Origin of the sequence: Aureimonas altamirensis, assembly GCF_001463885.1 — a bacterium.
Lineage (GTDB): Bacteria > Pseudomonadota > Alphaproteobacteria > Rhizobiales > Rhizobiaceae > Aureimonas > Aureimonas altamirensis.
This window is the reverse complement of record NZ_BBWQ01000005.1, coordinates 232,475-256,650: the sequence shown is the minus strand read 5'-3', so window position 1 is coordinate 256,650 and position 24,176 is coordinate 232,475. Positions and strand designations below refer to the sequence as shown.

Annotated in this window: 24 protein-coding genes; 19 read left to right on the top strand and 5 right to left on the bottom strand. The window is 64.4% G+C overall.

Annotation, left to right across the window (positions count from 1 at the left end):
* Positions 1-9: 9 nt before the first annotated feature.
* Complete coding sequence (locus AUL31_RS04000) at positions 10-1,848, bottom strand: ABCB family ABC transporter ATP-binding protein/permease (RefSeq protein WP_082646780.1); 1,839 nt, start codon at positions 1,846-1,848, stop codon at positions 10-12.
* A 170-nt stretch (positions 1,849-2,018) separates the two neighbouring features.
* The gene (locus AUL31_RS03995) at positions 2,019-3,221 is read right to left on the bottom strand and encodes a LysM peptidoglycan-binding domain-containing protein (RefSeq protein WP_060601623.1); all 1,203 of its coding nucleotides are present in this window, start codon (positions 3,219-3,221) and stop codon (positions 2,019-2,021) included.
* Positions 3,222-3,363: 142 nt separating this feature from the next.
* On the opposite strand from AUL31_RS03995, the gene AUL31_RS03990 reads away from it, so the two are divergent.
* From AUL31_RS03990 to AUL31_RS03970, 5 genes are all read left to right on the top strand, one after another.
* Positions 3,364-4,698 (top strand): PucC family protein, encoded by a 1,335-nt coding sequence (locus AUL31_RS03990; RefSeq protein WP_060601620.1) that lies wholly within the window; start codon positions 3,364-3,366, stop codon positions 4,696-4,698.
* 103 nt (positions 4,699-4,801) lie between these two features.
* A complete protein-coding gene (locus AUL31_RS03985; protein WP_060601616.1) occupies positions 4,802-5,941 on the top strand; it encodes a DegT/DnrJ/EryC1/StrS family aminotransferase in 1,140 nt (379 codons plus the stop codon).
* A gap of 173 nt (positions 5,942-6,114) precedes the next feature.
* Complete coding sequence (locus AUL31_RS03980; protein WP_192842508.1) at positions 6,115-7,509, top strand: circularly permuted type 2 ATP-grasp protein; 1,395 nt, start codon at positions 6,115-6,117, stop codon at positions 7,507-7,509.
* A 4-nt stretch (positions 7,510-7,513) separates the two neighbouring features.
* Positions 7,514-8,455 (top strand): alpha-E domain-containing protein, encoded by a 942-nt coding sequence (locus AUL31_RS03975; RefSeq protein ID WP_060601610.1) that lies wholly within the window; start codon positions 7,514-7,516, stop codon positions 8,453-8,455.
* Between the two features lie 160 nt (positions 8,456-8,615).
* Positions 8,616-9,365 (top strand): peptidase, encoded by a 750-nt coding sequence (locus tag AUL31_RS03970; RefSeq protein WP_060601608.1) that lies wholly within the window; start codon positions 8,616-8,618, stop codon positions 9,363-9,365.
* On the opposite strand, the gene AUL31_RS03965 is transcribed toward AUL31_RS03970, so the two are convergent.
* A complete protein-coding gene (locus tag AUL31_RS03965; protein ID WP_060601860.1) occupies positions 9,355-9,714 on the bottom strand; it encodes a gamma-butyrobetaine hydroxylase family protein in 360 nt (119 codons plus the stop codon). The two genes, AUL31_RS03970 and AUL31_RS03965, sit on opposite strands and share 11 nt — an antisense overlap.
* A gap of 127 nt (positions 9,715-9,841) precedes the next feature.
* Here AUL31_RS03965 and moaA point away from each other — a divergent pair, with 127 nt between their 5' ends.
* From moaA to AUL31_RS03920, 9 genes are all read left to right on the top strand, one after another.
* Positions 9,842-10,837 carry a GTP 3',8-cyclase MoaA gene (moaA, locus tag AUL31_RS03960; RefSeq protein ID WP_060601605.1) on the top strand — a complete coding sequence of 332 codons (996 nt, stop codon included), beginning with the start codon at positions 9,842-9,844 and terminating at the stop codon, positions 10,835-10,837.
* A gap of 146 nt (positions 10,838-10,983) precedes the next feature.
* A complete protein-coding gene (locus tag AUL31_RS03955; protein WP_060601601.1) occupies positions 10,984-11,196 on the top strand; it encodes a YMGG-like glycine zipper-containing protein in 213 nt (70 codons plus the stop codon).
* Between the two features lie 172 nt (positions 11,197-11,368).
* On the top strand, positions 11,369-12,292 hold the full coding sequence (locus tag AUL31_RS03950) for a DMT family transporter (protein WP_244489306.1): 924 nt from the start codon (positions 11,369-11,371) through the stop codon (positions 12,290-12,292).
* Positions 12,292-13,500 carry a multidrug effflux MFS transporter gene (locus AUL31_RS03945; protein WP_073469004.1) on the top strand — a complete coding sequence of 403 codons (1,209 nt, stop codon included), beginning with the start codon at positions 12,292-12,294 and terminating at the stop codon, positions 13,498-13,500. The genes AUL31_RS03950 and AUL31_RS03945 overlap by 1 nt, the downstream gene beginning before the upstream one ends.
* Positions 13,497-14,111, top strand: coding sequence for a molybdenum cofactor guanylyltransferase (mobA, locus tag AUL31_RS03940; RefSeq protein ID WP_060601598.1), 615 nt, complete (start codon positions 13,497-13,499; stop codon positions 14,109-14,111). The genes AUL31_RS03945 and mobA overlap by 4 nt, the downstream gene beginning before the upstream one ends.
* Before the next feature lie 101 nt (positions 14,112-14,212).
* Positions 14,213-15,010, top strand: a complete 798-nt coding sequence (locus AUL31_RS03935; protein WP_060601596.1) for an ABC transporter substrate-binding protein — start codon at positions 14,213-14,215, stop codon at positions 15,008-15,010.
* A gap of 60 nt (positions 15,011-15,070) precedes the next feature.
* Entirely contained in the window at positions 15,071-15,781 is a 711-nt protein-coding gene (locus tag AUL31_RS03930) for an ABC transporter permease (protein WP_060601593.1), read from the top strand.
* Positions 15,778-16,566 (top strand): ABC transporter permease, encoded by a 789-nt coding sequence (locus AUL31_RS03925; protein WP_060601590.1) that lies wholly within the window; start codon positions 15,778-15,780, stop codon positions 16,564-16,566. Before AUL31_RS03930 ends, AUL31_RS03925 begins: the two co-directional genes overlap by 4 nt.
* Before the next feature lie 78 nt (positions 16,567-16,644).
* The gene (locus AUL31_RS03920) at positions 16,645-17,514 is read left to right on the top strand and encodes an NAD(P)-dependent oxidoreductase (RefSeq protein WP_060601852.1); all 870 of its coding nucleotides are present in this window, start codon (positions 16,645-16,647) and stop codon (positions 17,512-17,514) included.
* A 14-nt stretch (positions 17,515-17,528) separates the two neighbouring features.
* Here AUL31_RS03920 and AUL31_RS03915 read toward each other — a convergent pair whose 3' ends face one another.
* The gene (locus tag AUL31_RS03915; protein WP_060601850.1) at positions 17,529-18,011 is read right to left on the bottom strand and encodes an Lrp/AsnC family transcriptional regulator; all 483 of its coding nucleotides are present in this window, start codon (positions 18,009-18,011) and stop codon (positions 17,529-17,531) included.
* A gap of 227 nt (positions 18,012-18,238) precedes the next feature.
* Here AUL31_RS03915 and AUL31_RS03910 point away from each other — a divergent pair, with 227 nt between their 5' ends.
* Positions 18,239-18,928, top strand: coding sequence for a retropepsin-like aspartic protease family protein (locus AUL31_RS03910; RefSeq protein WP_060601588.1), 690 nt, complete (start codon positions 18,239-18,241; stop codon positions 18,926-18,928).
* Between the two features lie 40 nt (positions 18,929-18,968).
* Here the strand turns inward: AUL31_RS03910 and dusA are convergent, their stop codons facing one another.
* Positions 18,969-19,961 carry a tRNA dihydrouridine(20/20a) synthase DusA gene (gene dusA / locus AUL31_RS03905; RefSeq protein ID WP_143190124.1) on the bottom strand — a complete coding sequence of 331 codons (993 nt, stop codon included), beginning with the start codon at positions 19,959-19,961 and terminating at the stop codon, positions 18,969-18,971.
* 168 nt (positions 19,962-20,129) lie between these two features.
* Here dusA and AUL31_RS03900 point away from each other — a divergent pair, with 168 nt between their 5' ends.
* The 4 genes from AUL31_RS03900 (at position 20,130) to AUL31_RS03885 (ending at position 24,176) form a co-directional block, all read left to right on the top strand.
* A complete protein-coding gene (locus AUL31_RS03900) occupies positions 20,130-21,578 on the top strand; it encodes a cryptochrome/photolyase family protein (RefSeq protein ID WP_060601585.1) in 1,449 nt (482 codons plus the stop codon).
* Positions 21,579-21,680: 102 nt separating this feature from the next.
* Complete coding sequence (locus tag AUL31_RS03895; RefSeq protein WP_060601582.1) at positions 21,681-22,718, top strand: cysteine synthase A; 1,038 nt, start codon at positions 21,681-21,683, stop codon at positions 22,716-22,718.
* Between the two features lie 17 nt (positions 22,719-22,735).
* Positions 22,736-23,593: a 3-mercaptopyruvate sulfurtransferase gene (gene sseA / locus AUL31_RS03890; protein WP_060601579.1), complete on the top strand. Its 858-nt coding sequence runs from the start codon at positions 22,736-22,738 to the stop codon at positions 23,591-23,593.
* Positions 23,594-23,597: 4 nt separating this feature from the next.
* On the top strand, positions 23,598-24,176 hold the full coding sequence (locus tag AUL31_RS03885; RefSeq protein WP_073468999.1) for a GNAT family N-acetyltransferase: 579 nt from the start codon (positions 23,598-23,600) through the stop codon (positions 24,174-24,176).

The window sequence follows — 24,176 nt, the reverse complement described above, 5'->3', positions numbered from 1 at the left end:
GGGCAGGGTTTAGAGTTCTTGGCGCGTACGTTCAAGCGGGTCGGCCGGTGCACGCCTTTCGACGACGCCGAGGGCGTCCGCTTCGCGCGCGCGGCGCAGCGTTTCCTCGGCCTCGCTGGCCTCGCGCTGCATCGTCCACATTTCGGCATAGAGGCCACCCTGGGCCAGCAATGCGCGGTGGGTGCCGCGCTCCACGATCTGCCCGGACCGCAGCACGATGATCTCATCCGCGTCGACGATGGTGGACAGGCGGTGGGCGATGGTCAGCGTGGTCCGCTCTTGAGAGACGAGGCTGAGTGCGCTCTGGATATCCTGCTCCGTATGGGTATCCAGCGCCGAGGTGGCCTCGTCCAGCACCAGGATCGGCGGTGCCTTCAATATGGTTCTGGCAATGGCCACACGCTGCTTTTCGCCGCCCGAAAGCTTCAACCCGCGCTCGCCGACCATCGTGTCGTAACCCTCGGGGAGGCTTTGGATGAAGTGGTGGATCTGCGCCAGCTCGGCCGCCCGGCGCACCTCCGCATCGGTGGCATCCACACGCCCGTAGCGAATGTTGTAGGCGATCGTGTCGTTGAACAGCACCGTATCCTGCGGGACGATGCCGATGGCGGCCCGCAGGCTGTCCTGACGAACATGGGCGATGTCCTGCCCATCGATGGTGATGCGCCCCGCCGACACGTCGTAGAACCGGAACAGAAGCCGCGAGATTGTGGACTTGCCCGCCCCGGATGGGCCGACGATCGCAACCGAGCGCCCCGGCGGCACCTCGAAGCTGATGCCCTTGAGGATCTCGCGCCCCTGGTCGTAGGAAAAGCGCACATCCTCGAAGCGGATGGCCCCGGTGGCCACCGCCAGCGGCGGCGCATCAGCATCGTCCTGCACCTCCCGGCGCACCGAGAGCAGATTGAACATCTCTTCCATATCCGTCAGGCCCTGGCGGATTTCGCGGTAGACGAAGCCGATGAAGTTGAGCGGAATGGATAGCTGCATCAGCAGCGCGTTGATGAAGACGAAATCGCCCAGCGTCTGCGTGCCGGCCTGCACCTCCCGCGCCGACATCACCATGGCCGCCCCCATGCCGAGCGCGAAGATGACCCCCTGCCCGAAATTGAGCCAGCCCAGCGAGGTCCATGTCTTGGTGGCGGCACTTTCGTAACGCGCCATGGAGCGGTCGAAGCGGTCGGCCTCCATCAGCTCGTTGCCGAAATACTTGACCGTCTCGAAATTGAGGAGCGAGTCGATGGCCTTGGTGTTGGCCTCCGTGTCGCTGTCGTTCATCTCGCGGCGAATGCCGATGCGCCAGTCGCTCGCCTTCACCGTAAACCAGGAATAGGCGACAACGGTCAGCGCAACCACAAGCACGTAGTAAGCGCCGTAGGTGACGCCGAAGATGATCGCGGTCAGCAGGAATTCCAGAAGCGTCGGCACCGAATTGAGGATCGTGAAGCGCACGATCGTCTCGATACCCTTGGTGCCCCTTTCGATGATGCGCGACAGGCCGCCGGTGCGCCGCTCCAGATGGAAGCGCAGCGACAGCGCGTGCATATGCACGAAGGTCTGATAGGCCAGGCGCCGCACGGCATATTGGCCGACGCGGGCAAACAGCGCATCGCGCAACTGGTTGAAGCCCACCGATACGACGCGCGCCACATTATAGGCGACGACCAGCGTGATCGCCCCGGCCAGCACCAGCGGCAGCCAATCCAGCCCCTGCCGGTCGCCGTCCAGCGCGTCGGTTGCCCATTTGTAGAAGTAAGGCACCCCGACGGTCAGAAGCTTCGCCAGGACAAGGTAGAAGCTTGCCCAAAGGACGCGGGCCCGCAGGTCCGGCCGCTCGGCCGGCCACATATAGGGCCAGAGGTTACGAAGCGTTCGGAAGGTCGCGCCGCTGTCGCCGGAGACGGCAGGCTGCTGTGTATCGCTCAAGGCTGCACTTTCGGGGTCATGGTCGAGGGGGCACGGTCTGCGCACCCCCTTAAATGGTCCCCCGCGTGGAGATTCGCCAGCCCGTCGGCCTGTCAGCCGCCGGTGGCCTGCGCGGCCTCGTCGGCCGGCATGCGGAAGACCTGCCCGGGATAGATCAGGTCGGGGTTTCTAATCTGGTCGCCATTGGCAAGGTAGATCACCGTGTAGCGGCTGCCCACGCCATAATTCTCGCGCGAAATTCGCCAGAGCGTATCGCCCTTGCGGATAATGACGCGGCCGTCCACTTCCTGCAGCCCGCCGGCCGGCTCTCCGTTCGAGGCAAGCGTGGCATCCGCCTTTTCGGCGGCCGACATGCCCGGCAGCGCCGGCGAAGCGGCAACGGCTGCGACATGCTCGCGGTCGGGCCGCTCGAAGGGCACTTCGGCGCGCGCCACGACGCTGCCTGCCTTGTCCACGACGTCGGCACGCACGACATGCGTACCCACCGGCACGGCCTGCCGGGCGCTGGCCAGAAATTCGCGCTTGGAGCCGATGGGCGCCTCGGCCACGAAAGCGTCGTTCAGATACAGACGCACCTTGGCGCCCTTGGAAGCGGTACCCGCAACGTAGATCTGGTCTCCCTCGATCTCGACCGCGCCGATCGCCGGTGCATTCGGATCGGCCGCCGGCGCGGTGGGCGCCATTGCACCCGCCTGGCCTGCATCCGGCGCAACCGAGGCAATCTGCGGCGTCTGGGCGCTCGGAGCGGAAATCACCCGCGAGGGCGCGTCCGGCTGCTCCAGAAGCACCAGCAACTCGGAGTCGCGGCCGGGCATGGGTATGCTGACGATGGCGCTTTCGACGGAAGCAAGAACCGCCTCGCCTTCACCCGTCTCCAGGTGGATCTGATGTTCCCCAACTGCAAGCGGCACATCCAGCGTTACGGCGAACTCGCCTTGCGCATTGGTGCGCGCCGTTGCGATGACGCGGCCGGCCTCAACGATCCGCACGTCCGTATCCGGCGCGGCGCGGCCGGCCAATACGGCGGAGCCATCCGGCTCAACCCGCACGACATCGAAGGACGGAACATTGGACGATGCCGGCGCGGCGGCTTGCGCCGGCACGTTCTGAGCCGGCGGCGTGGCGGCCGGTGCCTGCCCCGCCAGCGGGGCCGGGGCCTCCGGAGAAACCTTGGCAAGGGTAACCTGGCCGGTGGGCAGGGTGCGCGCATTGCCGAAATGCATATAGCCCGCCACAAGGCCGGCGACGCCAACCATGGCCGCTGTCGCGAACAGGACGCCGCTCTTCCGTTTCATGACCACTCCGAAGGCAAGTCAGCTTGCCGCTTGTGGGGAACTTCGTATCGATCCCCTATTTCTACAAATTGTTGGCTGTCGCAACAAGGCGAATGAGTCCACATCCCTTGGGTGGATGCGACGGCGCGATCGGATGTGATGCATGAAAATGACGCCCGGATGGCTGACGATCGCGCGGTTGGCCCTCATACAGACGGCCATCGGCGCCGTCGTCGTGCTGACGACGTCGACGCTCAACCGGGTCATGGTGGTGGAGCTGGCCCTCCCCGCGACGCTGCCGAGCCTGATGATTGCCGTTTACTACGCCGTGCAGCTCACGCGGCCGCGCTTCGGCCACGGCTCGGATGTGGGCATGCGGCGCGCACCGTGGATCGTTGGCGGTGTGGCGTTGCTGGCCGTTGGCGGGGTTGCTGCCGCGGCAGCCACCGGCCTTCTGGAGCACCATCCCCTGCCGGGGCTTGTCCTTGGCATCATGGCATTCGCCGCCATCGGCGCAGGGGCTGGCGCTGCCGGAACGGCGCTTCTGACCCTGACCGCCTCGGTGGTGTCGCCGGCCGCGCGCGGCCCGGCGGCAACGGCCATGTTCACCATGATGATCGCAGGCTTCGCCCTGACGACGGCGGTTGCCTCCCGGCTGCTGGACCCGTTCTCCATGCTGCGGCTGGTGGCGGTGACGGCCATGGTGGGCTGCCTCGCCTTCCTGGCCGCGCTTCTGGCAGCCTGGCGACTGGAAGGCGCCGCCCTCGCCGCACGCGCCGAGGGCGCATCGACCCCCTTCCGCGAAGCGCTCGCTATCGTCTGGGGCGAAGCCGGCACACGGCGTTTCGCGCTGTTCGTCTTTGCGTCCATGCTCGGCTACAGCGGACAGGACGTCGTGCTGGAGCCCTTCGGCGGCCTTGCCTATGGCCTGACGCTCGCCGAAACCACCCGCCTGTCGGCGTGGCAGAATGGTGGCATCTTCTGCGGCATGGTGCTGACGGCCATCGCAGGCGGGCTTCTTGGCCGGCGCTATCCAGGCACGCTGCGCATCACGGCCATCGGCGGGGCCGTCCTTTCCGCCATATGCCTTTCGGCCCTGGCGGCGGGACCGTCCGCCGGTATGACGGGGGAAACGATCTTCCCCCTTGCGGCGGTGCTGGGCATCGGCCTTGGCGCTTTCACCATTTCGGCCATCGGCGCGATGATGGCCATGGCCGATGGCGGCGGAGACGGACGGGCCGGATTGCGCATGGGCGTATGGGGCGCGGCGCAGGCCCTGGCCTTCGGGCTTGGCGGCCTTCTGGCGGGCATCTGCGTCGACCTCGTCGCGCTGGCGACGGGCCGGATGGTGGTTGGCTATGCGGTCGTCTTCGCAGGCCAGGCGCTGCTGTTCGCCCTGGCCGCGCTGCAGGCCCGCAAGGCGATCCGGCTGACCGGCGAAACCGCCACCAGCGCCTTCCGGGCATCACGAAGCCACACGGGCCAGCGACAAACGTGAAGCATCGAGCGACGGCGCAGACTTGACCGCTGCGACAAAACGGTTAGCCCATCGCCATGACGCCGGCGGCGTCTTTCGTGTTACCCGCAAGGATCCGGACCCAATGCAAAAGCCCATCGCCTTCATCGACCTTGCGACCCAGCAGAAGCGCATCCGCGACAAGATCGATGCCCGCCTTTCCAGAATCATGGATACGGGCGCCTACATCCTCGGTCCGGATGTGGCCGAGCTGGAAGCGGCGTTGTCGGCCTTCGGCGGGATGGACGCCACGCTCGGCTGCGCCTCGGGCACCGACGCGCTCCTGCTGCCGCTGATGGCCTGGAACATCGGCCCCGGCGATGCCGTCTTCGTACCGAGCTTCACCTTTGCCGCCACGGCCGAGGTGGTTGGGCTTCTCGGGGCGACGCCCGTCTTCGTGGACGTTCTGCCAAACACCTACAACATCGATCCTGAAAGCCTGGACAGGGCCATCGCCGAAATCCGCGATGCGGGTGTGCTGAAGCCGCGCGCCGTCATCGCCGTCGACCTGTTCGGCCAGATCGCCGACTATCCTTCGATCCGCACGATCGCCGACACCTATGAGTTGAAGCTCGTATCCGACGCCGCGCAGGGCTTCGGCTCGACGCTGGGCGGGCAGATGGCCGGCGCCTTCGCCGATGTCGTCGCCACCAGCTTCTACCCCGCCAAGCCGCTCGGCTGCTATGGCGATGGCGGGGCCGTGCAGACCAACGATGCGGAGTTGATGGCCATCATGCGCTCGCTGAGCGTGCACGGACAGGGCACCGACAGGTACGACAATGTCCGCATCGGAATTACCGGCCGGCTCGATACCTTCCAGGCGGCGGTGCTGCTGGAGAAGCTGCCGCTGTTTGCGGAAGAGATCGAGGCCCGGCAGCACGTCGCCGAGCGCTATGCCGCGGGCCTGCACGATCTTGCGGTTACCCCGGAGGTACCGGACGGTATCGTCTCCACCTGGGCCCAGTACACCATTCGCGTCGCCGATGGCCGGCGTGAAACGTTCATGGCCCGCATGCGCCAGGCCGGCGTTCCGACGGTGATCTACTACGGCAAGCCGCTGCACAGGCAGACCGCCTACCGACATTTCCCGGCCGAAGCCGGCGCATTGCCCGTCAGCGATGCGCTTTCGCAGGAAGTCGTAAGCCTGCCGATGCATCCCTATCTGGATCGTGAAACGCAGGACCGGATCATCGAGGCGGCCCGGCAGGCCCTCGCAACCGCCTGAATTGGCGGCGTTCCGCAGGGCAACCTGCCAATTTCGTAACCATGTTCGCCGCGCACCATCAGGAAAACGGATGAGCGTTGCAAATCAGGGGTTGGAAATTTCGCAGACTGCGACATTCTCTGTCTTACGGGTCGGAATGGACAGAGGAGTCGCAGCGCATGCCATTCGACGAAATGCTGGTTGAAGATGGCAATGTGCGCAGCCCCTATGAACGGTTTCAGAAATGGTTTGCCCGGCAGGAGGCTCCCTCGCTGGCAACCAAGGCCGGAGAGGCCGAAAGCTTCTTCCGGCGAACCGGCATCACCTTCAACGTCTACGGTGCGGACGAGGCGGCCGAACGGCTGATCCCGTTCGACATGGTTCCCCGGATCATCTCGGGCAAGGAATGGGCCCCGCTGGCCGAAGGGATCGAGCAGCGGGTCCAGGCGCTGAACGCCTTCCTGCACGACATTTATCACGACCAGGAAATCGTAAAGGCCGGCGTCGTGCCTGCCCGGCTTATAGAGGGCAATGAAGCCTTCCTGCCGCAGATGATCGGTTTCAGCCCGCCCGGGGGCGTCTACACCCACATCATCGGCGTCGACATCGTGCGCACCGGCGAAAACGAGTTCTACGTCCTGGAAGACAATGCCCGCACCCCGTCGGGCGTGTCCTACATGATCGAGAACCGCGAAACGATGATGCAGATGTTTCCCGAGCTTTTCGCGCAGAACCGCGTCAGGCCGGTGGAAAACTATCCGCGCCATCTACGCCGCTCGCTGGCGCGCGTTGCGCCGACAGCCTGCGAAGGCCAGGCGCGGATCGCCGTGCTGACGCCCGGCATCCACAACTCGGCCTATTACGAGCATGCCTTCCTGGCAGACCAGATGGGCGTCGAGCTGGTCGAGGGCGCCGACCTGAAATGCATCGACGGCCGCATCGCGATGCGCACCACCAAGGGTTATCTGCCGATCGACGTCCTGTATCGCCGCGTCGACGACGCCTTCCTGGACCCCCTCGCCTTCAATCCGGATTCGCTACTGGGCGTGCCGGGCATCATGGATGTGTACCGCAATGGCGGCATCACCATCGCCAACGCGCCGGGCACGGGCATTGCCGACGACAAGGCGATCTATTCCTACATGCCCGATATCGTGAAATTCTATTCGGGCCGGGACGCGATCCTGCACAACGTGCCCACCTGGCGCTGCGCCGAGGAAGACAGCCTTGCCTATGTTCTCGAGCATCTGGAAGAGCTCGTCGTCAAGGAGGTGCACGGCTCCGGCGGCTACGGCATGCTTGTAGGCCCGGCGGCCTCCCGTGCGGAGTGCGAAGCCTTCGCGGCCAAGCTCAGAGAGCGGCCGGCCAACTATATCGCACAGCCGACGCTGGCGCTGTCCACCGTGCCGATCCTGACGGAGGCGGGCCTTGCGCCCCGCCACGTGGACCTCAGGCCGTTCGTGCTGGTCAGCGACGAGGTCAAGATCATACCCGGCGGGCTCACGCGCGTTGCATTGAAGGAAGGTTCTCTCGTGGTGAATTCCAGCCAGGGCGGCGGCACCAAGGATACCTGGGTGCTGGAGGACTGATCCGATGCCGCTATTGGGACGTACCGCGAACGGACTTTTCTGGATGCAGCGCTATATCGAGCGCGCCGAAAACACGGCGCGCCTGATCGATGCGGGCCTGAGATTGTCGCTGACCAACCTGTCGGCCGATGCGGACGAGTGGAACTCGGTTCTGGTCACGGCGGGCGTGCTGGATGCCTATCAGGCGCGGCACGATGTGCTCGACCCCGACCTGATCGCCGAGTTCATGCTGCGCGATCCGGCTAACCCGTCCAGCATCCTCAACTCTCTCGCCACCGCGCGCACCAACGGGCGCATGGTGCGCACCGCCCTGACGCGCGAGACCTGGGAAGCGCTCAACGAAAGCTGGATGCTGCTGCGCGACCGGCTGTCCCGTCCGATCACGGACCTGCCGGCCCTTCTGGAACTGATCAAGCAGCGCTGCGCGCTGATCCGTGGCTCGTTCTACGGCACCATGCTGCGCAACGAGATCTTCGACTTCTGCAACATCGGCACCTTCCTCGAGCGGGCGGATAACACGGCGCGCATCCTGGATGTGAAATACTGGGTGCTGCTGCCGCAGCACTCCTATGTCGGCTCCTCGCTCGACAATTATCAATGGGGCTCGATCCTGCGGTCGGTGTCGGCGCTGCGCTCCTATGCGTGGGAATACGACGCCGAGCTGAAGGCCGTGGATATCGTCGACTTTCTGATTCTCAACCGGCGCATGCCGCGCTCACTTGCCTATTGCTACCGGCTGATCGAGGAAAGCCTCAGCTATCTGTCGCGCACCTACGGCGAGGCGCATGATTGCGACGAGATCGCCCGGTCCATCGCCAAACGGCTGGAGGAAACCACCGTCGGCGACATCATCGATGGCGGCCTCCACGAATTCCTGGAATGGTTCATCCTGGAAAACAACCGCCTGTCCGACGAGATCGCCCGGACCTACCGCTTCCATAGCTGACTTTTCGTTTGATAACTGCCGATTGCTGGCATGCCGGCTCTTGTTGTCTTAGCGTCCGCGATTGTAGGAATTTAAAGTGGTTTGAAATACTCCGGGTCCAGCCCGTTCAGGCTGGCGGGTCCTTTTTCGGGCGTCGAAGCCGGTTTTTACGGGTATTAGAATGACCTATTGCGTCGGCCTGCTTCTCGATCAGGGTCTCGTCTTCATGTCGGACACGCGCACCAATGCGGGTGTCGACAACATTTCCACCGTGACCAAGATGAAGGTCTGGTCCCGCCCCGGTGACCGCTTCCTGTGCCTTCTGTCGGCCGGCAATCTGGCAACGACCCAGGCCGCGATCTCTCTGCTGGAAGAGCGCGGGTTGCATCCCTCGCAGCGCAACCCCTCGCTGTTCGAGCAGCCCTCCATGTTCCAGACGGCCAAGCTGGTGGGCGAGACGCTCAAGGAAGTCATCTCCTATACGACGCCGTCCGGCCAGCAGGCCGATAGCCGCTTTGCCGGAACCTTCCTTCTGGGTGGCCAGATCAAGGGCGGCGCGCCGCGCCTGTTCATGATCTACCCCGAAGGCAACTTTATCGAGGCGGGTGCCGACAACCGCTTCTTCCAGATCGGCGAACACAAATACGGACGGCCGATCCTCGTCCGCACCTACGACCATTCCATGTCGCTGGAGGAAGCCGTCAAACTGCTTCTGGTGTCATTCGATTCGACCATCAAGTCCAACCTTTCGGTCGGGCTTCCCATCGACCTGCAGACCTATCGGTCCGGCACGCTCGAGGCAGGGTATCACCAGCGGTTCGACGAGCGCGATCCCTATTACCAGACCATCTCGGATGGCTGGTCCGGGGCGCTGAAGGAAGCGTTCGACCGCCTCCCTCCCTTCCTGCCGAACGCGCAGGTCAACGGCTGAGGCCCTTTTCGGCCAGCTCATCCAGATAGACCTGCCACAGGCGATCCTGATCGCGCCCGAGCTCGGCAAGATACTTCCAGGTGAATATGCCGGTGTCGTGCCGGTCATCGAAGACGATGCGGATGGCGTAGTGGCCGACGGGCAGGATGTCCGCTATGGCAACGTCGCGCTTGCCGCCGACGGTGACCTTCTGCTCCGCGGAATGGCCCTGCACCTCGGCCGAAGGGGAATGGACACGCAGCATCTCGGCCGTGAAGGCATGCTCGACGCCATCGGAACCCGTCACCTTCAGCGTGCGGCGATCACGTGTCACCGCAATCTTCACTGGCGCCGCCACCTTGTCGCTCATACAACTCTCCGTACCGATCTTGACCATGGGGTAACGCCCTTCCACATTGCTGACAACAGGCAGAAGAACAGGAAGCATCGTGTCCCCAGCAGCGGCCCTTGCGCCGACCCCCAGCCGGAACGGCAGTATGATCGATCCTTTCGGACGGCAGATTTCGTATCTGCGTGTGTCGGTAACGGACCGGTGCGACCTGCGCTGCGTGTACTGCATGTCCGAGCATATGGAGTTTCTGCCGCGCCGCGAGCTGCTGACGCTCGAGGAGCTGGACCGGCTGTGCACCGCCTTCGTCGAGCGCGGCGTCAAGCGCCTTCGGCTGACGGGCGGCGAGCCGCTTGTGCGCAAGAACGTGATGTCGCTGGTGCGCAGCCTGTCGCGGCATCTGGATAGCGGCGCCCTGTCGGAGCTGACGCTGACCACCAACGGCACGCAACTGGCCGCCCATGCGGACGAGCTTGCGGCCTGCGGCGTGCGCCGGCTGAACGTTTCCCTCGATACGCTCGATCCCGACAAGTTCCGCATGATCACCCGCCGCGGTGAATTCGACCGCGTGATGGATGGCATCGCCGCAGCACGGCGCGCCGGCATCGACGTCAAGATCAACACCGTCGCGCTGAAGAACTTCAACCAGGGCGAAATTCCGGACATGATCCGCTGGGCCCACGGGCTCGGCCTCGGCCTGACCCTCATCGAAACGATGCCGATGGGCGACATAGGCGAGGACCGGACCGACAGTTACCTTCCCCTGTCCATGCTGCGTCACGATCTTGCCGCCCGGCACGGCTTTACCCTGACGGAGTCGAACCACCGGACAGGCGGGCCGTCCCGCTACTTCGACATTGCGGAAACCGGCGGGCGATTGGGCTTCATCACGCCGATGACCCATAATTTCTGCGAAAGCTGCAACCGCGTCCGCATCACCTGCACGGGCACGCTGTATATGTGCCTCGGCCAGGACGATGCGGCCGACCTGCGCGGCCCGTTGCGCGCGTCCGAAGGCGACGAGCTGCTTCATCGCGTGATCGACGACGCCATCCTGCGCAAGCCCAAGGGACATGACTTCGTGATCGACAGGCAGACGCGGCAACCGGCCGTTTCCCGTACGATGTCCGTTACCGGCGGTTGACGGCTCCGCGCCCAATCGCCGCATTTTGCGCGCATTCGGGATACAAGTTTACGTGTTGGAACGCGTGGGGGACACCGCCGTTCTAAAAACCGATGAACGGTCGCCACGCGCGGCTTTAGCCAAATTCCATAAGGAGTTCCGTAAGGATGAAGAAGACTTTGAAGCCGGTTCTGGCGCTGGCCGCCGTCGTGATGATCACCGCAGGCTGCACGCAGACCGAACGTACGGTCAGCGGCGCGGCAATCGGCGGTGTCGGCGGCGCGGCAGTCGGCAATGCAGTGGGTGGCGGCACGGGTGCCCTCATCGGCGGCCTCGGCGGCGCAGGTGCAGGCGCGTTGATCGGCCGCAACACCTACTAAGGGTCTTTTCCCTATCGCTCGAAAATGCCGCTGCCTGTTGCAGCGGCATTTTTTTTGGCGGTGGCTCGTCATCGCCCAAAAAGCGAAGTAAGCCTGATTATCGCCGGGGACTCATGACCAGGGAGGGAGTTCGCGGCGCCTGCTCCATCCGCCCTCCGCGCCAGGTGACCGCGTGTCCATCGCCAGACAAACCGTCGAATCGGCAAGCGCCGCAGACAATCTGCGCGCCAGCCTGATGATGATCGGCTCGACGGCGCTGTTCGTCGTCAACGATACGCTGACCAAGATCATCATGCAGGACATGTCGGCCGCCCAGGTGATCGCCATCCGGGGCGCGATGGTCTGCCTGCTGCTGTTCGCCATCGCCTGGCACCGCAAGGCCCTTCCCTCGCTGTCCGCACTGACGAACCCGTATCTGATCGTCCGCACCCTGGCCGATGCAGGAACCACGTTCCTGTTCATGCTGGCGCTGGCCAACATGCCGATCGCCAATGCCTCGGCCATCTACCAGGCCCTGCCGCTGGTGGTAACCGTCGGGGCCGCGCTCTTTCTCGGCGAGTCGGTGGGCTGGCGGCGCTGGACCGCCACCTTCATCGGCTTCATCGGCGTGGTCATCATCGTGCGTCCCGGCATGGAGGGTTTCTCCATCTATTCCATCGCCGTGCTCCTGTCGGTCGTCACCTCCGCCGCGCGCGATCTGGCCACACGCCGCATGCCGAAGGGCCTGTCCTCGATAACCGTCGCAGCCATCACGGCGGCAACCATCACGGTGCTCGGGGCCGTCCTGACGCCCTTTACCGGTGTCGCGCCCGTCACCGCCACGCATCTGGCGCTGATGGCGGCGGCGGCCCTTCTGCTGTCGGCAGGATATGTGGTGATCGTAGCGGCGCTGCGCGGGGGCGATGTCGGCTTCGTTGCGCCGTTCCGCTATACGGCGCTTCTCTTCGCCATCATCCTCGGCTTCCTCGTCTTCGGCGAGTTGCCGGATTTCTGGTCCAGCGTCGGCTCCATCATCGTGGTCTTGTCGGGTCTCTACACCATCTACCGCGAGCGACGCCGCCGCATGGTGAAGATTATCAAGGCGCAGGTACACTGATGGATACGAGAGCCACCCAGCAGACGCAGCCGCCGACGGCGGCGCAGCCCTTCAAGCCATCGGTCAGCTTCATCCTTGCGCTCATGCTGGCATCGGCGCTTTCGCCGCTGGCCATCAACATCTTCATTCCGTCGATGGCCTCCATTGCGGGGCATCTGGATGCGGCGCCCGGCACCGTGGCCCTGGGCCTGTCGCTGTATCTCGTGACGGTCGCGGCCGTGCAGCTCATCGCCGGCCCCCTGTCCGACCGGTATGGGCGGCGTCCCGTCATGCTGGCCGGCATGGTGCTGTTTCTGGCCGGCACCCTGATCTGCATTGCCGCAGAAAGCGCCGCGGCCTTTCTGGCCGGCCGGGTTATCCAGGCGGGCAGCGCAACCGGCATTGCCCTGTCGCGTGCTGTCGTGCGCGACCTGTTCCCGCGCGACCGCGCCGCCAGCATGATCGGCTACGTCACGATGGGCCTTGCCGTCGCCCCGCTGATCGGACCGGCGCTCGGCGGTGTCATGGACAGCCTTCTCGGCTGGCACTCCGTCTTCTGGCTGCTCGTCGTCTTCGGCGTCGTGACCCTGACGATGATCTGGGCCTATCTTCCGGAAACCGCGAAGGCGACGAGCGCGCCCGTGCGCGCGCAATTCGGCGCCTACCGCCTGCTGATCGGAGCGCCGGGCTTCTGGCGTTATGCGGGCACGGCAACGCTCGTTTCGGCGGTCTTCTTCACCTTCCTCGGGGGCGCACCGTTCATCGCCTCGCATCAGCTCGGCATGAGCCCGGCAGGGTACGGCCTGTGGTTCATGGCCTGCTCCATGGGCTACATACTCGGCAATTTCATCACGGGCCGCCTTTCGGCACGCCTCGGTCTCGAACGGTTGATGCGGGTCGGCTCCATCATCACCTTCGCGTCGACGCTGCCGCCGCTGACGCTGTTCCTGTCCGGTCATCTTTCGGCAGCCGCCCTGTTCCTGCCGATGCTTTTTGTCGGGCTCGGCAACGGGCTTGCCGTTCCCACCTCGACGGCCGGCGGCGTATCCGTCCGGCCAGAGGCCGCGGGCGCGGCGGCCGGCCTTCTTGGCGCAGTGCAGATCGGCGGTGGGGCCGCCGCCTCGGCCCTCGCCTCCAACCTTGCGCATTCTCCGACAGCCGTCGCCATCCTCATGGCGGCCCTGGGCGCGGCCGGCGTCGTGCTTGCATTCCGGCGGCTGCGGACATGACCATTGCCGGCGCCATCCTTGCCGGCGGCGCAGGATCGCGCATGCAGCCATCCAACGTGCCCAAACCCTTGGTGGAACTTGCCGGGAAACCGCTTCTGGCCTACGTCATCGAGCGTCTGGAGGGCCAGGTTCATCCACTGCTCATCAACAGCCCCTTGAACGAAGGGTACGAGCGGTTCGGGCTGCCGCTGGCGCCGGATCTGCGTCCGGAAAGGCTGGGGCCGCTGGCCGGCATGGAGGCCGTGCATGCGCATCTGTCCACCGGTTGTCCACAGGCTGGACACATCCTCTTCGCACCGGCCGACACGCCCTTTCTGCCGAAGGAGTTCGTGGCCCGTATGACGCGGTCGCCGGGGCGCGTGCGCATTGCCCGCAGCGGCGGCCGGCTGCACCCGACGGCCTCGCTGTGGCCGATGGACGCGTTGTCCGGGCTCGGCGTCTATCTGGAGACGCCCGGCTGTCGGCGCTCCGTGCTGGACTATGCCCACTTGCAGGGCTTCGACGTAGAAGACTTTCGGCCCGGCGAAGGGATAGACCCATTCTTCAACGTCAACCGGCCCGACGATCTCCATACCGCCAGCGCGCATCTGACGCCCCCACTGGGCGAATGACTAGGTTGCCATTTGCGACGAAACAGGCAGTATCGCGGAATAATGCGGCACGCTTATAAGTAGTGCTGCTCATTGCAACGTCTTAATGAGGTTTTGGGGATATGCACCTTATTCACCGGCTACTCCTGGCCACCGCGGCTCTTGCCATCGTCGCCGGCCCCGCAAGCGCCCAGGAGTCGGACGCCGACAAGACCTGGACGGAAATCCGGATCGGCACCGAGGGCGCCTATCCCCCCTTCAACTTCCTCAATTCCGCCGGTGAACTCGAGGGATTCGACATCGACATCACCCGGGCGCTCTGCACGCAGATGCAGGTTACCTGCACCTTCGTGACGTCCGACTGGGACGGCATCATCCCCGCGCTGCAGAACGGCCGCTTCGACGCCATCGTGGCTTCCATGTCGATCACGCCGGAGCGCTCGGAGCAGGTGCTCTTCACCAACAAATACTACAACACGCCGGGCGCGATCGCTGTGCCCAAGGACAGCGAGCTGACCGAGGCCACCCCCGAAGCCCTCGCAGGCAAGGTCATCGGCGTGCAGGGCGGCACGACGCACTCGCAGGCAGCGGAGTTCTTCTTTCCGGACGCCGACGTGCGGGTGTACCCGACCGCGGAAGAATACAAGCTTGACATCGAAAACGGCCGCGTCGACGCGGTGTCGGACGACATCGTCGTTCTTTCGGAGTGGCTCAAGAGCGACGCGGGCGCCTGCTGCAAAGTGCTGGCACAGATGCCCGTGAACGAGGATATCTACGGTCAGGGCGCCGGGATTGCGCTGCGCAAGGGCAGCGACAAGCTGAAGTCCATGTTCGACGAAGCCATCGTGGCCATCCGCGAGAACGGCGAGTACCAGAAGGTGCAGGCCAAGTATTTCGACTTCGACGTCTACGGCGACTGAGCTGCAGGGCTGCGCCGGGCATGATGTCCGGCGCGGCCCTGCCGCCGACATGGTTTCTCCATGAACGACGTTCTTTCCTTGCTTGCCTATGGCGATGCCGGTTGGGGTGATGAAATCCTGTCCGGTGTCGGCATCACCGTATCCCTGTCGCTGGCCACGCTGCCGCTGGGCCTTGGGTTGGGCCTCCTGCTGGCACTGGCGAAGCGCGCCGAGGACCCGGCCCTGCGCCTGTCGGCCAACATCTATACGACCATCTTCCGTGGCCTGCCCGAATTGCTCACGCTGTTTCTCGTCTATTACGGCGGACAATCGCTCATCAATTCCGCCTTTGGCGCGGCCGGCCTGCCCGCGCTGACGATCTCCAGCTTCATTGCCGGCATGATAGCGCTGGGCATGGTCTTCTCGGCCTTCGCCTCGGAAGTCTTCCTATCGGCCTTCCAGGCGATACCGGCGGGCCAGGCCGAAGCGGGGCGTTCGCTTGGGCTGCATCGCTTTGCCATCTTCTACAAGATCACCTTTCCGCAGCTTGCCCGCCATGCCCTGCCCGGGCTTTCGAACTGCTGGCAGAACCTTCTGAAGGATACCGCGCTCGTCTCCGTCATCGGCCTTGCCGACATCCTGCGGCAGACCAGCATCGCCGCGCGTGTCACGCGCGAGCCCTTCCTGTTCTTCGGGTTGGCCTGTGTGCTGTTTCTCATTCTCACCTTCGTTTCCGGCGCCGGCATCGCACGGCTCGAGCGGTGGTCGAACCGCGGAGTGATGGCCCGATGAGCGCCTCGACCGTCCGGCAGCGACCGGGCCTCATCGGCATCGCGGCGCTGGCGTTCTGGGTGCTCGCAGCGGCGGCCCTGGTCTGGTATCTCTATTCCGCCTACAACCCTACCTTGTTCGAGCGTTATGGTGGGCGCTATCTGGATGGGCTCTGGGTCACGATCCAGTTCGTCTTCATCTCCTTCATCTTCGGCGCGGCACTGTCGGTGCCCATCGCCTTCGGTCGCGTGTCCAGAAACCGGATCAGCCGCACGCTGTCCTACGGCTTCGTCAGCTTCTTCCGCGGCACGCCCTTCATCGCGCAGATCTTTTTGATCTATTACGGCTTCGCCAGCTTCCGGGGGGCCTTCGAAACGGTCGGGCTTTGGTGGTTTTTCCGAGACGCGTGGTTTTGCGCCATCTTCGCCATGGTTCTCAACACCGCGGCCTACCAGGCGGAAATCCTGCGCGGGGCGATCCAGAGCGTTCCGTCCGGCCAATGGGAAGGTGCCAAATCGCTCGGGCTTTCAGGCACCGTCGCCTTCTTCAAGGTGATCCTGCCGCAGGCGCTCATGGTGGCTTTGCGGCCTTATGCCAACGAGCTGATCCTGATGGTGAAGACATCCGCGATCATCGCTATCGTCACGGTCTTCGACCTGTTCGGCGTCACGCGGCGGGCCTACAGCCAGACCTACGATTTCCAGACCTATGTGTGGGCGGCGGTAATCTACCTTCTGATCGTCGAGACGGTGCGCAACCTGACGGTGATCGTGGAAAAGCGGCTGACGCGCCACCTGAAACGCTAGATCGGGCATTAGGCCGTGAAACTGCCTGCCCGGCATGCCATGCTGGCGCAAAGCTGCGAGTCGCATGGGAAGGAACGCATGGCTAAAGTTGCATTCATCGGCCTCGGCGTCATGGGCTATCCGATGGCGGGCCATCTGGCCCGAAAGGGTGGCCACGAGACCGCCGTCTACAACCGCACTGTGGAAAAGGCCCGCAAATGGGCCGACGCGTTCGGCGGCCGCGCGGCCGAAACACCGCGCGAAGCGGCAGAGGGTGCCGATTACGTTTTCATGTGCGTCGGCAATGACGACGATGTCCGCTCCGTCGTCTATGGCGCTGATGGCATCCTTGCGGGTTTGAAGGGCGGCGCGGTCCTGATCGACAATACGACCGCCTCCGCCCATCTTGCCCGTGAGCTTGGCGAGGCCGTGGAAAAGGCGGGTGGCCGCTTTCTGGATGCGCCGGTTTCGGGCGGCCAGGCCGGTGCCGAAAACGGCGTGCTGACCGTGATGGTGGGCGGCGACGAAAAGACCTTCGAAGATGCAAGGCCCGTCATCGACGCCTATGCCCGCATGGTCGGGCTGATGGGGCCGGTGGGCTCCGGCCAGCTTGCCAAGATGATGAACCAGATCTGCATTGCCGGCCTGGTCCAGGGCCTGGCAGAGGCGGTCCAGTTCGGCCGCAATGCCGGCCTCGACATCGAAAAGGTGGTGTCCGTCATCTCCAAGGGTGCCGCCGGCTCCTGGCAGATGGAAAACCGCCACAAGACGATGATCGAGCAGAAGTACGATTTCGGCTTCGCCGCCGAATGGATGCGCAAGGATCTCGGCATCTGCCTGGAAGAGGCCAAAGCCAATGGCTCTTCGCTTCCGGTAACGGCGCTTATCGACCAGTTCTACGCCGAAGTCATCGCCATGGGCGGGGCGCGGTGGGATACGTCTTCTTTGCTGGCGCGGCTGGAACGGTAGCCCGGGGCAGCGCGCTAGTCGCGCTGATCCTTGTCGAGCACGAGATAATCGAGGGGCAGTTCGGTCGTGTACTTGATCTGCTCCATCGCGAAAGAAGACGATACGTCACGGATCTCGATCCTTGAGATCAGCTTCTTGTAGAAGGCATCATAGGCGGCAATATCGGGCACCACCACGCGCAGCAGGTAATCGACATCGCCGCTCATGCGATAGAACTCGGCGACCTCCGGAAACTCGGCGACCACTTCCGAAAAGCGCAGCAACCATTCGTTGCTGTGCGAGGAGGTGCGCACGGACACGAACACCGTAACGCGGGCATTCACCTTCTGCGGGTCGAGAATCGCGACCCGGCGCCGGATGACGCCCTCTTCTTCCAGCTTCTGGATGCGGCGCCAGCACGGCGTGGTGGAAAGCCCGACGCGTTTGGCGATATCGGCAACGGCAAGCGTTGCGTCCGCCTGCAGAAGCCGAAGGATTTTCTTGTCGAGCCGATCCATGTTCTGTGCCTTGTCGATGCCACTGTCGCCGCGGGGCGCAAGCCGCCGCAGCCAAGCTTGTGCATGTCCGGTCAACTTTACGCAAGTTGCAGGTGCTGGCGTTTGCACGACGCGGCCGCGCAACCTACATCTTCGCCTGAGCATCACGCCATGCAGGAGACCAGTTTGAGGCCGCCCCACAAGTTTGGCTTTCCGGAATCCTGCCGATGAGGAATGGCGGCGTGCTTATGCTGCTCCTCGCCCTTCTGGGCATCGGGCTGGCACTTCTGCTCCTGAACACCGATGGTATGATCGCCGGCCTCAGCGAAGATGACTTCGCGCAGCTCGTCTATCTCGGCGCGATCCTGACGGCAGTGGGTGGAACGGTCATCGTGGCCTTTCGCGGGCGGTTTGCGGAAGCGGTCCGCAACGCCCTTCTATGGGTCATAGCCTTCGTGGTGCTGGTGGGCGTCTATGCCTACTCCAACGAATTCCGCTCGGTCGGAGAGCGGATGCTTGGCGCCCTGATGCCCGGACGGATCGTTGCAAGCGGCAATGGCGACAACCTCCAGGTCTCGGTCGGCCGGGGTTTCGACAGCCACTTCCGCGTCGACGCCACCATCAACGGGGTGGAGTTGCCGGTGCTGGTGGATACCGGTGCAAGCACCGTCGCCCTCGACAGGGATACCGCAAGGCGTGTCGGCATCGATGTCGACGGCCTGTCCTACGACGCACAGGTGCGGACCGCCAACGGCGTGGCCTCCGCTGCCATGGTGCGGCTGGATAGCGTGTCGGTGGGCCCTATCGAGCGGCGCAACGTATCTGCCCTGGTGACCGAAAACGACGCCATCGGCGTCGGCCTGCTGGGCATGAGCTTTCTAGGCCAGCTTGCCTCGGTGGAGTTTCGCGGCGACCGCCTGATCCTGACCGACAGATAAGCCGCTTGGCCAGAGCCCGTCTATCTTGCCGGGGCTAGCGTCAGGCTGCAGCCAGTTCCACCCCGGCCATGGCTTCGAACAGAAGCTCGGGGCCGGCATCGGGCCGCACCGAGCGTTCGGACAGGATCTGCCGCCACTGCCGCGCCCCGGGAAGGCCGTTGAAGAGGCCCAGCATGTGCCGCGTGACATGCGAGAGCTTTCCGCCGGCCGCGACATGCGCCCCGGCATAGTCCGCCATCTTCCCCACCACTTCGGCCAGCGATGACGAGGGCGCGGGTTTGCCGAACAGAAGCGGATCGACCGTCAAAAGATCGGCCGGGTTCTGGTAGGCGGCACGCCCCAGCATCACCCCATCGAGCCCGTCCAGCAGAGGCTTGGCCGCTGCGACCTGCCCGATGCCGCCATTGATGCCGATGAACCTGTCCGGCAGGCGGACCTTAAGCCGTTGGACGCGGCCATAGTCCAAGGGTGGAATCTCGCGGTTTTCCTTGGGGCTCAGCCCCTGCAGCCACGCCTTGCGGGCATGCACCCACAGGCCATCCGCCCCGGCGTCGAAAACGGCATCGGCCAGTGCATCCAGCGCAGGCTCCGGATCCTGATCGTCGACGCCGATACGACATTTGACGGTAACGGGCACGGCAACGGCGCCCTTCATTGCCGCGACGCAAGCGCCAACCAGAGCGGGCTGCAGCATCAGGCATGCGCCGAACGCGCCGGATTGCACCCTGTCGGACGGGCAACCGACATTCAGGTTGATTTCGTCATAGCCGAAACCCGCGCCGATGCGCGCCGCTTCGGCCAGCTTGGCCGGATCGGAACCGCCGAGCTGCAGCACCACGGGATGCTCCATGGCATCGAACTCCAGCAACCGCGCCCGTGGGCCGTGGATGGCGGCGTCCGCAACCACCATCTCGGTAAACAGCCGCGCATGCGCGCTCATCTGCCGGTGAAAGTACCGGCAATGCCTGTCAGTCCAGTCGATCATGGGTGCAACGGCGAATACACCGGTGCCGCCAAGCTCTTCATAACGCATGATTAACTCCAGATGCGCCTGACGGTCAGCACCGGTGTCTGGCCTCTGTCTCGGCCATTCCTTAACACTCCCGGCCAATCGAAACCACTCCACGAAATGGCCATGGTATGCGGCGGGAATTGCGCTATCTCCTGCCGCTGGTGACCCATCGGAGCGAGCGCAACCGGCATGGCAAAAGAACAGGGGCAGCCCATCGTGGTGTGGCTGCGTCACGATCTGCGGCTAGATGACAACCCGGCCCTCGCCCATGCGGCGGAATCCGGACGTCCCGTCATCCCGCTTTTTATCCTGGCTGACGAGAATGCGCCCGTGCGGCCCTATGGCAGCGCCCATAAATGGTGGCTGCACCATTCGCTGAAAGAGCTGTCCGCCGCCTTCGACAAACTCGGATCTCGCCTTGTGTTGCGCCGTGGCGATGCCTTGGCCGTGCTGGAGGACATTCTGTCGAAAAGCGGCGCCACCGCGCTTTACTTCAACCGACGCTATGGGCCCGAAGCGGTCAGCGTCGATGGCAAGTTGGAAACGCGCTTCGAGGATGTCGATGTCGAGTGCTTCGAAGCTGCGCTGCTGCACGACCCAGATCAGGTGAAGACCGGAAGCGATGGCTTCTACAAGGTCTATACGCCCTTCATGAAAACGGTCAGCGCCGGGCTGGACGATTATCGCCACCCCATCGACCCGCCATCCAGGCTGGCAGCGCCCGAGCATTTCCCGCGCTCCGAAAGCCTCGATACATGGAAGCTGCTGCCGACCGCCCCCAATTGGGCAAAGGGTTTCGAATCGGAATGGACTCCGGGAGAAACCCGGGCGCAGGAGCGGTTGTCGCATTTTTGCGATGAGCTGCTTGCCGGTTACGAGGAAGGGCGCAACAAGCCGTCCGAAGACCTGACCTCCCGCCTGTCGCCGCATCTGCATTTCGGCGAGATTTCGCCGCTCCGCGCTTTGACGGTTGCCGAGGAGTACGCCCGTCGCCGCAAATCCATTCCCGACAAGGACCGGCAAACGTTTCGCCGCGAACTGATCTGGCGCGACTTCAACCACCATCTTCTTTATCATTTCCAGAAGCTTGGGACGGATAACTTCAACCCGCGCTTCAACAAACTGAAGTGGCGTAATGCCGCCGGCGACCTGAAGAAATGGCAGACCGGCCAGACGGGATATCCGATCGTGGATGCCGGCATGCGCCAGCTCTGGCAGATGGGGTGGATGCATAACCGCGTGCGCATGATCGTCGGATCGTTCCTGACGAAGGACCTGCTCATCGACTGGCGGGAGGGCGAAGCCTGGTTCTGGGATACGCTGGTGGATGGGGACGAGGCCAACAACACATCGCAATGGCAGTGGATCGCCGGGACAGGCGCCGATGCCCAGCCCTTCTTCCGCATCTTCAACCCGATCAAGCAGAGCCGCGACTTCGACCCCGAAGGCGAGTACATTCGTAGCTTCGTGCCCGAGCTTTCGGACCTCCCCAACGAGGCGATCCACGCCCCATGGGAAGCCGACGGCGATACACTGGAAAAGGCGGGCGTCGCGCTGGGCAAAACCTATCCACGGCCGATCGTGGAGCACAAGGAGGCGCGCGACCGCGCCAACGCCGCCTTCCAGGCGACACGGTAACCGGTCGCCGGCCGATACGACACAAGACGTTTCGCCAACCTGTCCGATGATCTAGGCTTGCGGCGATTCGAGTTGCAATGCCGACCACGAGCGGAAGCCCAAATGGAACGAAACCTTTCCGTCATCGACGCCATCGGCAATACGCCGTTGATCCGCCTGCGGCGCGCGTCCGAGGAAACGGGGTGCGAGATCTGGGGCAAGGCCGAGTTCATGAACCCCGGCCAGTCGATCAAGGACCGGGCGGGCCTGTTCATCATCCGCGATGCTGAAGCCAGGGGCCTGATCCAGCCGGGCGGCATCATCGTGGAAGGTACTGCCGGCAATACCGGCATCGGCCTGACGCTGGTGGCGAACGCGCTCGGCTACCGGACCGTGATCGTGATCCCCGACACCCAATCACAGGAAAAGAAAGACGCGCTCCGCCTTATGGGTGCGGAGTTGCTGGAAGTGCCCGCGGTGCCCTACCGCAACCCCAACAACTACGTGAAGGTTTCGGGCAGGCTTGCCGAGCAGATCACGCGCAGCCATGCGGACGGCGCCATCTGGGCCAACCAGTTCGACAATGTTGCCAATCGCGACGGCCATATCGTGACGACGGCAGAGGAGATCTGGCAGCAGACCGGCGGCCAGCTCGATGGTTTCATCTGCTCTGTCGGTACGGGCGGCACGCTGGCCGGAACCGCAGCCGGCCTGAAGCGGCATTCCGGCCATGTGCGCATCGGCCTTGCCGACCCGATGGGCGCCGCCCTCTATAGCTTCTACAAGGATGGAGAGCTGAAGTCGGAAGGCTCGTCCATTACCGAAGGCATCGGCCAGGGGCGCATCACCGCCAATCTCGACGGCTTCGAGCCGGACTTCGTCTGCCAGGTGCCGGACGCGGAAGCCCTGCCCATCCTGTTCGATCTCGTACTTGAGGAAGGGCTCTGCCTCGGCGGATCGTCGGGCGTCAACATTGCCGGCGCCATCCGCATGGCGCGCGAGATGGGGCCGGGCCACACCATCGTCACCGTGCTTTGCGACTACGGAAACCGCTACCAGTCGAAACTCTACAATGCGGATTTCCTGAAGACGAAGGATCTTCCGCAACCGGACTGGTTGGGCAAAGAGCCGAGCTTCGACATTCCGTTCGAAGCTGCGTGACACGAGGGGCCTAAACCGTGAGCCGGTACAGCACACTCCTATCGCCGCAGGAACTGGCGGCGGCATCCAGCGCCGGCGACGTGCGCATTGTCGACGCCTCCTGGTACCTGCCGGCACAAAACCGCGATGCCCGCGCCAAGTTCGAGGCCGCGCATATTCCCGGTGCCGTCTTCTTCGATCAGGATGCCGTCGTCGATCCGCAGTCGAGCCTGCCGCACACCCTGCCGTCTCCGGCCATCTTTTCGCAGGCGGCCGGCGCACTGGGTCTGTCCGCCAACGACAGGATCGTCGTCTATGACGGCATGGGCCTCTTCTCCGCCGCGCGCGTCTGGTGGATGCTGCGTGTGTTCGGCGCACGCGACGTCCGCGTTCTGGATGGCGGGTTGCCGGCATGGCAGGCGGCCGGCCTGCCGACGCAATCCGGCCCGGCCCACCCCAAGCCGGCGCAATTCGACGCAATCGACCCCGGCAGCGCCGTCGTCAGCCTTGCGGAGATGCGTCGCATCGTCGACACCGGAACGGTCCGGATTGCCGATGCGCGCTCGGCCGAACGGTTTTCCGGCAGCGCACCGGAGCCCCGCGCAGGGGTGCGTTCCGGCCACATGCCCGGCGCATCTTCGCTGCCCTTCGGCGAGCTCCAGGCCGATGGCCGGCTGAAGGACGAGGCGGCACTGCGCGCGGCATTCAGCGATGCGGGGATAGATCCGGACGCTCCGGTCGTCACCACCTGCGGATCCGGCGTGACGGCGGCCGTCATCAATCTGGCTCTGGAATCACTCGGCAACCGCGGTGCGAAGCTGTATGATGGGTCGTGGACGGAATGGGGCTCGCATGGGGATACGCCCGTAGAGACGGGCCCGGCCGTAACGAGGTGAAGGTGTGACGACAATCAAGACCGAAGTGACGCAGCTTGTGCTGCATTCGCTTCCCGACGCAGAGACCCCGATGCCCGAGCATGCCGGGCGGCTGGACCTTCTCCGCGTGCGGACCATTCCGCTTGCCTTCTACCGCTATCTCTACCGCGTCGGGCGGCCGCACCACTGGACATCGCGCTGCCTGGGCGACCGGGAATTGGCGCGCGAGGTGCATGCACCCAATGTCCGGCTGCAGGTCCTGTATTGCGATGGGGCGCCCGCCGGCTGGTTCGAGCTGGATGTCGGCCGTGCCCCGCGCCAGACGCGACTTGTCCACTTTGCCACGATGCCGGAGTTTCGTGGGCGCGGGCTTGCCCGGTTCCTGCTGTCCAAGGCCATCACGGCCGGCTTCGAGGATGGGCCGAACGGACTGGTGGTGGAAACCAACACGCTCGACCATCCCGCCGCCCTGCCCTTGTACCGCAAGATGGGCTTCCGCCCGCTGTCGGTGCGCGAGGTGGTGACCATCGGCTTCACCGATCCGGAGGCCGACGACGACGGGCTCTCATCGCCATCCGGTCGTGCCGCTCCAGGGGTGGCCTGA

Coding starts and splice junctions, on each gene's coding strand:
- AUL31_RS03965 (WP_060601860.1), bottom strand. CDS start 9,714: ATGAGCGACAAGGTGGCGGCGCCAGTGAAGATTGCGGTGACACGTGAT.
- AUL31_RS03985 (WP_060601616.1), top strand. CDS start 4,802: ATGCAAAAGCCCATCGCCTTCATCGACCTTGCGACCCAGCAGAAGCGC.
- AUL31_RS03935 (WP_060601596.1), top strand. CDS start 14,213: ATGCACCTTATTCACCGGCTACTCCTGGCCACCGCGGCTCTTGCCATC.
- AUL31_RS03925 (WP_060601590.1), top strand. CDS start 15,778: ATGAGCGCCTCGACCGTCCGGCAGCGACCGGGCCTCATCGGCATCGCG.
- AUL31_RS03910 (WP_060601588.1), top strand. CDS start 18,239: ATGCTGCTCCTCGCCCTTCTGGGCATCGGGCTGGCACTTCTGCTCCTG.
- AUL31_RS03915 (WP_060601850.1), bottom strand. CDS start 18,011: ATGGATCGGCTCGACAAGAAAATCCTTCGGCTTCTGCAGGCGGACGCA.
- dusA (WP_143190124.1), bottom strand. CDS start 19,961: ATGCGTTATGAAGAGCTTGGCGGCACCGGTGTATTCGCCGTTGCACCC.
- AUL31_RS03945 (WP_073469004.1), top strand. CDS start 12,292: ATGGATACGAGAGCCACCCAGCAGACGCAGCCGCCGACGGCGGCGCAG.
- AUL31_RS03980 (WP_192842508.1), top strand. CDS start 6,115: ATGCTGGTTGAAGATGGCAATGTGCGCAGCCCCTATGAACGGTTTCAG.
- AUL31_RS03970 (WP_060601608.1), top strand. CDS start 8,616: ATGACCTATTGCGTCGGCCTGCTTCTCGATCAGGGTCTCGTCTTCATG.
- moaA (WP_060601605.1), top strand. CDS start 9,842: ATGATCGATCCTTTCGGACGGCAGATTTCGTATCTGCGTGTGTCGGTA.
- AUL31_RS03995 (WP_060601623.1), bottom strand. CDS start 3,221: ATGAAACGGAAGAGCGGCGTCCTGTTCGCGACAGCGGCCATGGTTGGC.
- mobA (WP_060601598.1), top strand. CDS start 13,497: ATGACCATTGCCGGCGCCATCCTTGCCGGCGGCGCAGGATCGCGCATG.
- AUL31_RS03990 (WP_060601620.1), top strand. CDS start 3,364: ATGAAAATGACGCCCGGATGGCTGACGATCGCGCGGTTGGCCCTCATA.
- AUL31_RS04000 (WP_082646780.1), bottom strand. CDS start 1,848: ATGTGGCCGGCCGAGCGGCCGGACCTGCGGGCCCGCGTCCTTTGGGCA.
- AUL31_RS03930 (WP_060601593.1), top strand. CDS start 15,071: ATGAACGACGTTCTTTCCTTGCTTGCCTATGGCGATGCCGGTTGGGGT.
- AUL31_RS03895 (WP_060601582.1), top strand. CDS start 21,681: ATGGAACGAAACCTTTCCGTCATCGACGCCATCGGCAATACGCCGTTG.
- AUL31_RS03900 (WP_060601585.1), top strand. CDS start 20,130: ATGGCAAAAGAACAGGGGCAGCCCATCGTGGTGTGGCTGCGTCACGAT.
- AUL31_RS03975 (WP_060601610.1), top strand. CDS start 7,514: ATGCCGCTATTGGGACGTACCGCGAACGGACTTTTCTGGATGCAGCGC.
- AUL31_RS03920 (WP_060601852.1), top strand. CDS start 16,645: ATGGCTAAAGTTGCATTCATCGGCCTCGGCGTCATGGGCTATCCGATG.
- AUL31_RS03955 (WP_060601601.1), top strand. CDS start 10,984: ATGAAGAAGACTTTGAAGCCGGTTCTGGCGCTGGCCGCCGTCGTGATG.